Origin of the sequence: Scytonema sp. PRP1, assembly GCF_036697665.2 — a bacterium.
Taxonomy (GTDB): domain Bacteria; phylum Cyanobacteriota; class Cyanobacteriia; order Cyanobacteriales; family Nostocaceae; genus Kalymmatonema; species Kalymmatonema gypsitolerans.
On the sequence record NZ_JBAHYJ020000096.1, the window covers coordinates 172,728 to 185,075 of the forward strand.

The window sequence follows — 12,348 nt, forward strand, 5'->3', positions numbered from 1 at the left end:
TCAGTACAATTAAGCCGATATTTATGTAACATTTTTTCCGATGCTGAGATTTGAGCTATGGAAGTTATGAGTTATTTTGAATGAATTGCTGGCTTTACTGTTAAAGGCTTAATCGGAAATTTCTTTACGGTCATTACTTTATTCTTATTCCAATTTGCTATGTATGTTTTCAGTACATACACGGAAAATATTAAAAATACCTGAATTAATTATGTTTAATTATGCTTTAATGAATGTGTATTTATTAAAGCATATTATTTTTTAAATTGTGTAATTTTATCTAGTAATAAATAAAATTTATAGGCTAATAAAATTTTGTATTTTAAAGATACTATGAAGTCAAGTTCAAATAAAGTTCAATAACATCGCCCTAAGTAACAAATTTGGCTTGATGATAGTGCTAGTTAACCTTTAAGCATCCCTAGCTGCTTGCTGTTAAATACTATTGCGAAAAACTTCTTTGACAAACAGATATACACCATCGCGTTGGTAACGCAGTTGAAACAACTGAGTATTGTTGAGTTGATTGACTAAGTTAGTCGCAAACTCTCGATTGCTTTGCCAGCCAGGATGAGTTACATCCAACAGTATATAATCAAACTCTGCTAAATTATGTGGTGGTGAGTAGACACTTGTCAACTTGACCACTGGTCTCTGGGTGAGATGCGGGGCAATCTCAGCAGTTGTCAAAACAGCTCCTTTTGTTTGAACGAGGGCAACTGCTTGCCGTGTGGCTTGCCAAGTATCCAATGAATCTACGTAAATAGAGGCGAAGTAGCCGTATTTAGCTAAAGCCATAAAAGCTACTAAAGACCACAGTATAATTTGTCGTTTGTTGCGTAACCATCCCCGACCCGCTGCTAGAGTAGAAATGACGGCTAACACAAGAAATGGAACGAGTGGTAGAGAATACTGGTGGATCAAGTTTTTTTGTGTTGCAAAGTCAGAGAGAAGATTGATCCCCAAAGTGGGAATAGCACCTACTAAAGGCTGTATCCCTTGTAGTGAAAGTCCCCATATCACAGGTGCTAATAAAAGCAGCAAATATTCCAGATTTCCTAATGAAAAAATTTGTCCCAACACAAGTCCTGGTTTGAGGAGTAAATTTTGAGCCATCTCTGAAAAAGAGTTTCCCAAATAAGCATATCGAGCAATATGACGTTCCACTGACGCCTCTTGACCACCAAAAAAGGGAATGACGATTTTGGTTGCAATCACAAACCAAACTATACCGCTTATTAGAGCGATCGCACCGTATCGCCGCTTCTTTTCAAATACCAGCAGCCAGACTCCCATTGCTGCAACTGTCAGAGACAAAACAGCTTTACATCCCAATGTTAGGACAATACATAAACAAAACCACCAAATGCGATTCACTCTAGCTGCTAAAACCGCCCCTAACAATGCTGGCACAGCTATCACTTCTGGGTGGAAATCAAAAAGATTAATATTATACACCAGTGGATACAGCAGGTACACCGCTGCGACTGCTATAGATTGCTGCACCGTTAGACCAGCATGACGGGCTAAATGCCATGTAGGTAAAGCACCTAACGCCAAAGCTGCTGATTGCACTGCAAACAACCAGTAAACACTGGGGTATATTTTATAAAATAAGGCTAAAAGATAAAAAATCCAAGCAGCATGGTCACCAAGAATGTGGAAACCGAGGAAAGAGGAAATGGCTGATTGCCCTTGACTAATTAAGTAAATTGCCTGATCAAAAATTCCTAAGTCATAAGCATTTGATTGAAATAGCTCATGTCTTAAACTGCTGCACGCAAATAAAATGAACGCACTCACGCCAATCATCCAAATTACAGGATTAGGCTCGATCAGTTTTTTCTGCCACTCCATTTGTTCATCTCCTTGTCCCCTTCTCCCCTAGTCCTCTACTCTCGATCTACCCTGCCCAAAGTTCTTGGGCAAATCGAATAGAGAAGCTTGCAAGTAAAATGGTAAAAAATAACAGCGTTAGGTAACCCCAACGAGGATACCGACAAAATAACATACCGAGAGCTACACTTGGAGACACAATACCGTACACGAGACGACTCAAAGAGATAGTACTTCCAGACGCTAGCAACAAACCTATACCGCAGAAGCCATAGATCACAGTGACTGGAGTCAATTGAGTGCGTAATTTCCACAACAGGTAAGCACTCCCAAAAACAGCGACAGTGTTAATCAACGGATCGCCTGCTAGTATCCACAAAAGAAAGAATAAAGCAGCAAAGCCGTAGTCCACTTTCTGTGAACCTAACTGTTTACGGAAGTGCCATAAACAATAGCCGATGCCAATAATCATTGTTAATAACAAGGGATGCAGAGGGTCTTTGATCCCGCCATGCTTCCAATTAAATGTCCCAATTGTCACTTGCATGATCATTTTCCACCAACCCTGCCAATCAAAACCAAGCGTTGGTCGCCATGCCTGTTGTGCGTGGATAAACGCCAAAGGATCGCCAAATTGAATCGTACAGTATATGCTGAAAAAAACTAGTCCAGTAGCAGCGGCAAAAGACGCAAGGTAAGCAATAGGGGGTCTGCGTTGTTTCCAAGCTGCGATCGCAAACGCCCCAATCAGTGCGATACCTGTCGGACGTGTTGCTGTTGCCATTGCACCCCAAAACGCAGTCCAGCCATACTCCTGTTTATCAAAGGCTCGCAAAGCTGCCGTACTCAATAATAGATAGAGCCCCTCGGTGTAAATTACCGCTGCAAATAACGATAATGGACACCAAGCCACCACAGCAGTGACCCACCGCGCCACACTTTCACCATATTGTTCCTTAATCCAAAAGTATAAAAAGTAAAGCGCCGCGAAAAAAGCCAGGTTGTTGATTAACGTCCCAGCCACTTCAAAAGGTAAACCCAAGTTCATCAAAACTCGGATAATTAAGGGAAACAGGGGAAAGAAGGCAAGGGTATGTGTCTTGCCATCGTTAACGAATTCATACCCAGAGGTGGCAATTATGCGGTAATGTTCACTATCCCAAGCATGAAACACCCCCCAACCAAATGTGGGAGCAATCACTCCTGGTGGTGCTGGTAGCATAGGCGCAATCAATAACATTGCAATCCAGATTAGGAGTCGGCTGGCAAGCCACATTGCTGCTGGAAACAGGAGAGCTTTTGTCCATAAAGCTTTGCTCAAAAATATCTGACCTTTAGTCATAAGTGGGGTGTAATACCGTTTCACTTTAAGGTTAGAAGATGGTGGGCAGTAGTTCTTGAGCAGTTCTTGAGCAGTTTTTTAGCAGGGGAAAAAGAATTTGTATCAGGCATTTCGTGAAATGATGTAAAGGAATATTTTTTTGAATTTTGAATGAGCGAATTTTGGATTGTTAAACTTACCCTACCCAAAGTTCTTGGGCAAATTTAAGAGCCAGCCTGCCAAGTAAAATAGCACACACGCCCAGACTTAAATATCCTTGACGAGGATGGCGAGACAAGAACACACCAAAAGCTATACTCAGTGACACAATACCGTAAGCCAGACGACCCAAGGAAATTGTACCTCCAGAGGCAAGCAGCAAACTTATGCCGCACAAGCCATACATCACAGTGACTGGAGTTAATTGAGTGCGTAAATGCCATAACATATAACCGCCGCCCAATATCACAGCCGCGTTCAGTAAGTTATAGATAAACCAATCATCTGCCAATATCAACAAAAACGAGATTAAAGTATAAAAACCGCAGACAACAGGAAAACTAAGATGCTTGCCCAAGCGCCATAAATAATAACCATAGCCGACAACAATGCCAAAAAACAGGGGATGTAAGTAGTCTTTTATCCCAAGAGACTCCCAATCAGATGTGCCTAGCGTGATTTGCAGCAGCATCTCTAACCAACCCTGCCAATAAAACCCTAATGTCGGTCGCCATCCGCGTTGTGCATGGAGAAATCCCAAAGCATCGCCAAATTGAATTGCACAGTATAAGCTAAACAGAAGTACTCCAATTGCAGTGGCAAACCCAGCAACGTAGGCAATAAAGGGTCTGCGCTGTCTGTATGCTGCTAACAAAAATCCAGGTATCAACGCTAACCCTGTGGGACGTGTTGCCGTTGCCATTGCACCCCAAACGATAGTCCACTGGTATCGCTTTTGTTCAAAGGCTCGCAAAGCCGCCGTACTCAAAAGTAAATATAGCCCCTCAGTGTAAATGACCGTCCCAAACATGGACAACGGACACCAAGCCACCACAGCTGTTGTCCAACGCGCCTCCTTTGTGCCGTAATTTTCATCTACCCAAAAGTAGATATAATAAAGCGCTGCAAAAAATGCCAGGTTGTTTATGAGCGTACCTGCTATTTCAAATGGCAACCCCAGCTTGATGAAAACCCAAATCAATAAGGGAAATAGGGGAAAAAATGCCAAATTGTGTTGTTTCCCATCATTGGCAAATTCATAACCGGATGTGGCGATCGCCCGGTAATGGACACTATCCCATGCATCAAACACCCCCCAGCCAAATTCCGGGGTAATTCCTTTTGATGGTGCTCCCAAGTGTGGAGCAATCACTAACATAGCAGCCCAGATGAGTAATCGGCTGACAAGCCAGATTGCTGCAGGGAAAACAAAGTCATTTTTCCATAAGACTTTTTTGATAAATATTTGAATTTCAGCCATAAGCTTGAGTGTTTTTCAAACTCCTCTATGCATCCATGTTCCTATGGCTGTGACCTGGTACTTTATTAGTAATATTTCGCACATACCACTCTTCCACCAACATAAGTAACCACCTGAAAACAAACATAGCTAACAAAGTTTCAACTATTGACTATCATATGACCCAAGTAATAGAGGAGCTTATTGATTCGTTGCCAACCATAGAGATAGACAAAAAGAGCGCTATTCCCCGAACTCGTCAACCGATAGTTGACATTGGTCGGGAATGCAGACTTTTTGTCCGGGCATTCATGAGGACAGTACTGCAGGAGGGTTTCCCTCCGTAGGTAACTGTCCGTCCGACGCTCCCCTACGGGTGAGACGTGGGGCTTCTGCCCGAACTAGCTAAATAATAAATTAGATACCAAGCTGCATATTTGTGCATCCCTGGCAATTTATATTAATGTAGTCTGTCAATCCTTAAACAATTGTGAAAGCAATAACTCTTCTTGGTTCCACTGGCTCTATCGGTACTCAGACTTTAGACATTGTGGCTCAATACCCCGATCAATTTCGGATTGTGGGGTTGGCATCTGGGAACAATGTAGAATTGTTGGCTTCTCAGATTCGGCAGTTTCGACCAAGCATAGCAGCTATCTGCTCTGAGGAGAAATTGCCAGCACTGAAAGAAGCAATCAAAGACCTTGCTCCCCAGCCGATTATACTGGCTGGCAAAGCGGGAGTCATAGAAGTTGCTCGCTACGGAGATGCCCAAACCGTTGTTACGGGTATCGTTGGTTGTGCTGGGTTACTACCTACCATAGCAGCCATTGAAGCTGGCAAAGATATCGCCTTGGCGAACAAGGAAACCTTAATTGCTGGGGGTCCTGTAGTTTTACCCCTTATCAAAAAACATGGTGTAAAGTTATTACCTGCTGATTCTGAACATTCTGCCATATTTCAATGCCTGCAAGGTGTTCCAGATAAAGGTTTGCGACGTATTTTACTGACTGCATCCGGTGGTGCTTTCCGTGACTGGGCAGTAGAAAAGTTAGCCGAGGTGACAGTTGCTGATGCCCTCAAACATCCCAACTGGTCAATGGGACGTAAAATTACTGTTGACTCTGCGACTTTAATGAATAAGGGGTTGGAAGTGATTGAAGCTCACTTCCTCTTTGGGTTAGATTACGAAAATATCGAGATTGTCATTCATCCCCAAAGTATTATTCACTCGCTGATTGAACTGCAAGATACCTCGGTACTCGCCCAACTCGGTTGGCCTGATATGCGCTTACCCTTACTGTATGCTTTATCTTGGCCTGAGCGCATCTACACCAATTGGGAACGCCTAGATTTAGTCAAAATTGGAAGTTTAACCTTCACGGAACCAGATCATCAAAAGTATCCTTGCATGAAATTAGCTTATGCAGCCGGTAGGGCTGGTGGTTCTATGCCAGCTGTATTAAATGCGGCTAATGAGCAAGCCGTGGCTTTGTTTTTAGAAGAAAAAATTCGGTTTTTAGATATTCCTCGGTGCATTGAATGGGTGTGCGATCGCCACGCAAACGATAACCATCCAAATCCTTCTTTAGATGATATTTTGGCTGCAGATCAATGGGCAAGACAGGAAGTTTTAAAAGCAACTGAAAAGCTGCAAACTCCTTCGCGTATAATATCTTTGCGATAAAAAGCTACTAGCAACGGTCGGTTTTTACTGCCTCTGTATTTAGCGTTCAGCACTCAGTTGAACGCTAAATTATTTTGATGCGTAATTTTTACTTGCTAGCTGAGTATAACAAGACAAACTAGCCATTCACTTGGGGATTTCCAACAAATAAATTATCCAATCTTGTGTGGGGGAGACCTCCGTTCAGACTTCTCTCCATCCCACAAGAAAAGTTGGATATTTTTTACTTTGGAAGTTTCTTATCGCTCATTTTATAGTAGAACTACCTAACGAGAGATTGGGAGTATTTCTCCTCTGAACTAATTTATTCCTGCTACAAGATTGCGTATATTATTTCTTAATACACTTTTCAAGTATCTTTTTCAACTGACTTAATATTAAAATTTCTTATTTTAAATAATAGGATAATAGGATTTTTTTTATACTTTTTGTCGTAAACAATTCCTATATACATTGTATCAAAAAACTGTAGCAAACAATCAAAATATTTTTTTTAATTATTTTTTAAAGAAGGTTTTACGGCATACTAATTTTTTCATTGTTTTATTGTATAGTGAGCGCAGAACAATTACAGGAAAAAGCCCAAGTAAAATTTTGGTTTTACTTGGGTAAAAGAGCGTTTACATCTGTAATTGTTACATTCACTAAATTTTTTCTCCTCCAATACCTTCATTGGTAAGACTATTCTAAAGGAAGCGGTGTATCTATGTTTGCGACCGTAATTGTGTCTTGGATTGTCTTCACCTTATTACTAAAAGTCGTGAAAACGACGATGAAGACTGCGTTTATTGCTGCCGTTACTATTGTTTTATTGGATGCTGCTTTTGGTATTACTCCTCAAGATATTTGGCATCAAATAATACTGGTGCCTCAAACATTGTCCCAAGTTGTTAGGGTTAGGTAATACCATTTTTTTAGTGTTAGTAGTTAGTAGTTAGTTTTGAAGAAGAACTCAGAAAGCAGAACGTAAGAATTCAGCAATGCTTTCAGTGGGGTAGCTGCAGAATTCTTGCTTCCTCAAAAAATACTACTAACTACTAATACCAATTGTTTTTAAAGATGCATAGAATGAGCCTGGATCGCCACAGAAAAGTCCTGCAGGCGGGCTTCGCGGCTCGACTGAGCTTCGCCGAACGTCCGTGAGCGCTCAGTTGAACGGTTTCCCAACAAGTGGGAACTGAGCGCAAAGCGTCTCGTGAGGGATACGGAGCTTTGTTGGTTTAAGCCCAGGGTAGGAATAACCACTAATAATCTAAGATGGTTGATTTTTTGCTCCTGAAAGTCGTGCCAAAGCATCCTTGACAGTTGTAGGCAACTGACGCATAATTTTGCCTCTTTCACGATCTACCGCGACTAAAGTCACCTTGGCAGTAACATATAACTCTTGCCTATCTAGCGATTCAATTGCATAATCCCAGTTGATGCGGACGCCAGTCACCTCAGCCATGCGCGTTTTGACTACCGCTGCCCTACCCAACTGAAGAGGACGGTGATAGCGGATCGAGAGTTCTACAACAGGCAAATCACACCCCAAAGCTACCAAATCAGCATATTCGATCCCAATAGCTCGCAAGCATTCCACTCGGGCTTCTTCCAACCAAGCTAAGTAGGAACCGTGCCAGACAATGCCTGCATAGTCCGTATGATGCGGGCTGACTCTTATAGGATATTCAAACCAATTTTCCAAGGAACTGCTTGCTGGAGTGTCAATGGCACTGGTTGGTGAAAGTTGCGGTTGTTGTGATTTTTCCTCTGACATATTAAAGTTTTTTGCAGCCAAAAATAGATTTTCCAAATCTGGAATAGCATAAAGTTAGATATTGTGTGCAATTTGTTTATTTAGCTCCCTCACCCTCGTGCCGACTAGGAGCAATGCTTGAGTGTGTCATTTTTAGAACTTACGCACTTTACAAAAAAATCGTTGTGTGGATCAATGACTCAACGTGTCAAGAGCGCGGTTGCATAATCTTGAAAAGTGTGTACGGCGTCTAAGGCTGTTTGTTCTGGCTAAGACACTTATTCGATCAGCAACTGGCTGACATTCTTTCTTATTTCTATTTCCAAGCGTGCATAAGCTGATTTTGCTCACCCTACTAAGAGTACAGCAAGGAAAGCTCAGGAAGGCTTAACTTCCATTCCACTAATCAAATCATTTTTAAAGCACATAAGTAAGATTATGTCAATATATAAATTGTAATTTTTTCTTTTACAGTCTCCCGAGTAAAAAGCGTTAAGGAAAAGGGGTCTTACACCGTGAATTTATTCATGGAGAATAAAGACTCTTTTTCCTTGTTGTTCAATCCCCTGGATTTTTTCGTGAGGATTTAATCAGCACTCAGCACTAATGAATTACAGACACAGGAAGGTTTTTTTATGCATGTTCCTAATCGGTTTTTTAGAGTTGTTTTTGTTACACTACTGATTTCTCTGAGTTCTGGAATGGCATTCCCAGGAACTCGTCTGATGACTGCAAATGCAAAGGCACAGCCAGATTCGAGAAAAACCGTTCAGGCTTTACCCCAAAACAATAACCAATCTCAGGTCACGCGGCTCAACCAAGAGGGGATCAAACTCTCTGGGCAAGGTAAATTTGCACAAGCATTGCAGATATTAGAAAAAGCGTTAGCCATGAGCCAAGAAAACGAAGAACGCTCTGTACATGCTGCAACGCTCAACAACATTGGTAGAGTTTACCAAAATCAAGGTCAATATTCGCAAGCACTCAAATATTATCTGCAAGCCTTACGCATTAACAAAGAACTCCAGCTTAACGAAAAAACTCCAGGACAGGCTCATATTGCTTTGGGCAAAACCTACAGCAATTTAGGTTACTTATTTGAGCGACTTCAAAAACCAGAGTTAGCAATTTTCTTCTACAAACATTGCGTTATCAATCGTGAGAAAGTTCGTTTGAACCCAGCAGCGTTTTCTGTACCGCAAATAGATGCCTACAACTTGACTGTTGCTCAGACATACCGCACTCTAGGTGAAGCATTACTAAAGGGCAAGCGTATCAAGGAAGCGCTAAGGATTATGGATTTGGTGAAAGTGGAAGAACTCGAAGAGTATCTCCACAACGTGCAGGGTAATCAACTAACTGTCAAAGGCATTGAGATCGTGCCACCAGAACGACAAATTAAACAGAAGTTGGATAAAACCCTGGATGATGCTGTTACCCAAGGTAAAGAACTGGTATCACTGCGCGAGATTCCTGCAGAATCGCGAACACCGCAACAGAAACAGCGGATTCAAGAATTGGTGGCGACTCAGCAAAAAATTATGGATGAATTCTATGATTTCATCTCTAGTCCCGCAGTGACGGCACAGGTAGACCAAATCAGCCGCACAGCAAGGCAGCAAAATTTGGATTTAGAAAGTCTCAATGCGATTCGGGATAATTTGGCACGATTGCCAGAAAAATCTGTACTTCTGTATCCCCTTGTTTTAAAAGACAGTTTGGAATTAATCCTGGTCACTCCAGAATCTCCGCCTATTCATCGCACTGTCGCTGTCAAACGAGAAAAGTTATACCAGACAATTGCGGCTTTTCGCCAAGGTTTAGAAAATCGCACTACAGAAGATGTCAAAACACCCGCAAGGCAGTTGTACGATTGGCTGATTAAACCGATAGAAAACGACCTTAAGCAAGCAGGTACACAAACCCTGATTTATGCACCAGATGACCAGTTGCGCTACATTCCTCTAGCTGCTTTGTATGATGGCAAACAGTGGCTTGTGCAACGCTTTGGTGTCCATCATATCACCGCAGCCAGCTTGACTAACTTTAACACCCCAAGGAAATCTAATGTGCGCATTTTAGCTGCTGCTTTTACCAAAGGTACTTATAACGTTAAAGTAGCTAATCGTCAGCTGACGTTTTCTGGGTTACCATTTGCGCAACGGGAAGTGGAAACTTTAGCCGCTAGTGTCCCAGGAACAACGAAAATTTTAGATGATGCTTTTACCCTCAAAACGACTGTGCCGCAAATGGACGATCATACAATTGTTCATCTAGCAACTCATGCGGCGTTTGTCGTTGGTAAGCCGGAAGATTCTTTTATCTTGTTTGGGAATGGCGATCGCGCTAGCCTCAGAGATGTCGCTACCTGGTCTTTACCTCGTGTTGATTTAGTTGTGTTGAGTGCTTGCGAAACTGGCTTAGGAGGAAAGCTAGGTAACGGTGAAGAAATTCTCGGCTTTGGTTACCAGATTCAAAAAACTGGTGCCCAGTCTGCTATTGCTTCGTTGTGGGCTGTAGATGATGGCGGTACGCAGTCTTTAATGAGTTCTTTTTATGCCTTGCTACCCTCAGGCAAGTTGACAAAAGCTCAAGCTTTACGACAGGCGCAAATTGCTTTGATTACAGGAAATTTTCCTGTAGCTGTTCAACAGCAAGGCATCGGTAGTAGCCTCAGTCACCCTTACTATTGGGCACCGTTTATTTTGATTGGAAATGGTTTGTAAGTCTTTTCGCTTACTTGCTGATTTGAATTGACACTAAAAATGACAATTATCAAGATGCTTTGGATACTTACCAGATACTAGTACTGAGCGGCGGAAATAAAGCTACCATATCCTACAAGCTGCTTTGCGTCTACACAAAGGAAGCCGAAAGTTTGCGCTCTCTCGCATTTTGAATGCGTTAATTCCAAGGTAGCGGTACTAGGCAGCAATGCTAATGAGCTTTGAAATAAGGTATTCAAGTTATGAGTTTCGAGTTAATGAGTTACTAGTTAGGATTTCTTAACTTTTAACTTTTAACTCTGAACTCCTAACTTTTTAATCTCTAACACCGCTTGGCTAAGGTTTTATTACCTACATTGTTTTGCATGGGATGCTTGACTATATTGGCAAGTTCCTGTAGCTGATTAACTGCCTCTGCACCCTCTAACTTCATTAATTCGCGATCATCCCGCATTTCCGTCCAAGTGATCCCGTAATCGGACACTAAAAACCGAATGAGATGATTTTCTCCCAGGCTAACCATAAACGAAGCACTATTCATTTGGTCGCCGCAGGTATAGCAGGAGGCAGGATATCCACGCCTCTCCAGGACGATTGCTAAAGCTTGCAAGTTCATTACTAAGTCCTGGACAAATTGCCGATGTTGTTGTGCGAGTCTCAGAAACACTTTTTCCCTCCAAACACCACAGTCATTTGAGTTGCTTTTATATTTTCTTTAGATTTTCCTACCAACTGGTATTGTAAACTATTCATTACAATTCATAGATACATATATATTCATGAATTGGCTACCAAACTTAGGGTAGTCGATATAGTTTTTGCGTGTCGTATCAAAATATTCAGTTTGCAGACCTAAAATATCGGACAGGATTGCTAGCCTTTATATTGTCTTTACATTCACTCAGAGTAGATGGTAATTTTAAAGCAATCCGATTTAAGGGTAACTCATATTCGGCACAAGTCAACTCCCGAAAATACCGAATATTGTATTTTTCTTGGCTACTTTTAGGTTAACTTGCCACCCTTCCTTGCTCCCAGGAAGCTGGACTTCTTTTCAGAATCTTTAACTATGTATATATCTTGTCAAATTTGTGTCAACCGCTAAGCAGTGCAAAAATTTTGAGGTATATACACCAACTTCTCTAGGCGATATGGCGAAACTGGTAGATGACCATGTGTAGATTGAAATTCTCGATTGGGATAAGTAACTGGTTTGACAGTGACTATCTATACAGGAAAATTCCCTAATCCACAATTTCAAGTGTAAACCCAAATCGTTTGACTTAACACTGACGATAACTAAACTCAAGATAACCATGTTGCCATTTAGGCAGATATTTTTTTGACTTCTTTTAGTTATCGATTTATACTTAGTTGAATAACGGCTTAAAAGAATTAGGCATACGCTTTTTCAATAGTCTCAACCCTCAAAAGTACGAAAAAGCGTTGGTAACAATAGGTTTTTTACATACAATAGGATCGAATAGAATTATTTCACCAAGTATACTTTATATACTAGATTCGATAGAACGAATAGTAAATAAATTAACAAAGAAGAAACTAAGACAGCCTGGGGTAAGT

8 protein-coding genes are annotated in these 12,348 nt (G+C 41.4%); 3 read left to right on the top strand and 5 right to left on the bottom strand.

Annotation, left to right across the window (positions count from 1 at the left end; translation table 11 throughout):
• Positions 1 to 435: 435 nt before the first annotated feature.
• From V5G28_RS25720 to V5G28_RS25730, 3 genes are all read right to left on the bottom strand, one after another.
• Entirely contained in the window at positions 436 to 1,857 is a 1,422-nt protein-coding gene (locus V5G28_RS25720) for a DUF2079 domain-containing protein (protein WP_332995843.1), read from the bottom strand.
• Positions 1,858 to 1,903: 46 nt separating this feature from the next.
• Positions 1,904 to 3,178, bottom strand: a complete 1,275-nt coding sequence (locus V5G28_RS25725; protein WP_332995845.1) for a mannosyltransferase family protein — start codon at positions 3,176 to 3,178, stop codon at positions 1,904 to 1,906.
• Positions 3,179 to 3,353: 175 nt separating this feature from the next.
• Positions 3,354 to 4,637, bottom strand: coding sequence for a mannosyltransferase family protein (locus V5G28_RS25730; RefSeq protein ID WP_332995847.1), 1,284 nt, complete (start codon positions 4,635 to 4,637; stop codon positions 3,354 to 3,356).
• A 469-nt stretch (positions 4,638 to 5,106) separates the two neighbouring features.
• Between V5G28_RS25730 and V5G28_RS25735 the strand changes: the two genes are divergently transcribed.
• Together V5G28_RS25735 and V5G28_RS25740 are read left to right on the top strand one after the other, a co-directional pair.
• Positions 5,107 to 6,303 carry a 1-deoxy-D-xylulose-5-phosphate reductoisomerase gene (locus V5G28_RS25735; RefSeq protein ID WP_332995849.1) on the top strand — a complete coding sequence of 399 codons (1,197 nt, stop codon included), beginning with the start codon at positions 5,107 to 5,109 and terminating at the stop codon, positions 6,301 to 6,303.
• Between the two features lie 706 nt (positions 6,304 to 7,009).
• Complete coding sequence (locus tag V5G28_RS25740) at positions 7,010 to 7,207, top strand: hypothetical protein (RefSeq protein WP_096568094.1); 198 nt, start codon at positions 7,010 to 7,012, stop codon at positions 7,205 to 7,207.
• A gap of 348 nt (positions 7,208 to 7,555) precedes the next feature.
• On the opposite strand, the gene V5G28_RS25745 is transcribed toward V5G28_RS25740, so the two are convergent.
• Positions 7,556 to 8,062: an acyl-CoA thioesterase gene (locus V5G28_RS25745; RefSeq protein ID WP_332995936.1), complete on the bottom strand. Its 507-nt coding sequence runs from the start codon at positions 8,060 to 8,062 to the stop codon at positions 7,556 to 7,558.
• A 614-nt stretch (positions 8,063 to 8,676) separates the two neighbouring features.
• On the opposite strand from V5G28_RS25745, the gene V5G28_RS25750 reads away from it, so the two are divergent.
• Positions 8,677 to 10,767 (top strand): CHAT domain-containing protein, encoded by a 2,091-nt coding sequence (locus tag V5G28_RS25750; protein ID WP_332995852.1) that lies wholly within the window; start codon positions 8,677 to 8,679, stop codon positions 10,765 to 10,767.
• A gap of 322 nt (positions 10,768 to 11,089) precedes the next feature.
• On the opposite strand, the gene V5G28_RS25755 is transcribed toward V5G28_RS25750, so the two are convergent.
• Positions 11,090 to 11,434, bottom strand: coding sequence for a DUF1815 family protein (locus tag V5G28_RS25755; RefSeq protein WP_096568111.1), 345 nt, complete (start codon positions 11,432 to 11,434; stop codon positions 11,090 to 11,092).
• Between the last annotated feature and the right edge of the window lie 914 nt (positions 11,435 to 12,348).

Bases quoted from the DNA above. Each gene is read 5' to 3' on its own strand.
- V5G28_RS25720 (WP_332995843.1), bottom strand. From the start codon at position 1,857: ATGGAGTGGCAGAAAAAACTGATCGAGCCTAATCCTGTAATTTGGATG.
- V5G28_RS25725 (WP_332995845.1), bottom strand. From the start codon at position 3,178: ATGACTAAAGGTCAGATATTTTTGAGCAAAGCTTTATGGACAAAAGCT.
- V5G28_RS25730 (WP_332995847.1), bottom strand. From the start codon at position 4,637: ATGGCTGAAATTCAAATATTTATCAAAAAAGTCTTATGGAAAAATGAC.
- V5G28_RS25740 (WP_096568094.1), top strand. From the start codon at position 7,010: ATGTTTGCGACCGTAATTGTGTCTTGGATTGTCTTCACCTTATTACTA.
- V5G28_RS25745 (WP_332995936.1), bottom strand. From the start codon at position 8,062: ATGTCAGAGGAAAAATCACAACAACCGCAACTTTCACCAACCAGTGCC.
- V5G28_RS25750 (WP_332995852.1), top strand. From the start codon at position 8,677: ATGCATGTTCCTAATCGGTTTTTTAGAGTTGTTTTTGTTACACTACTG.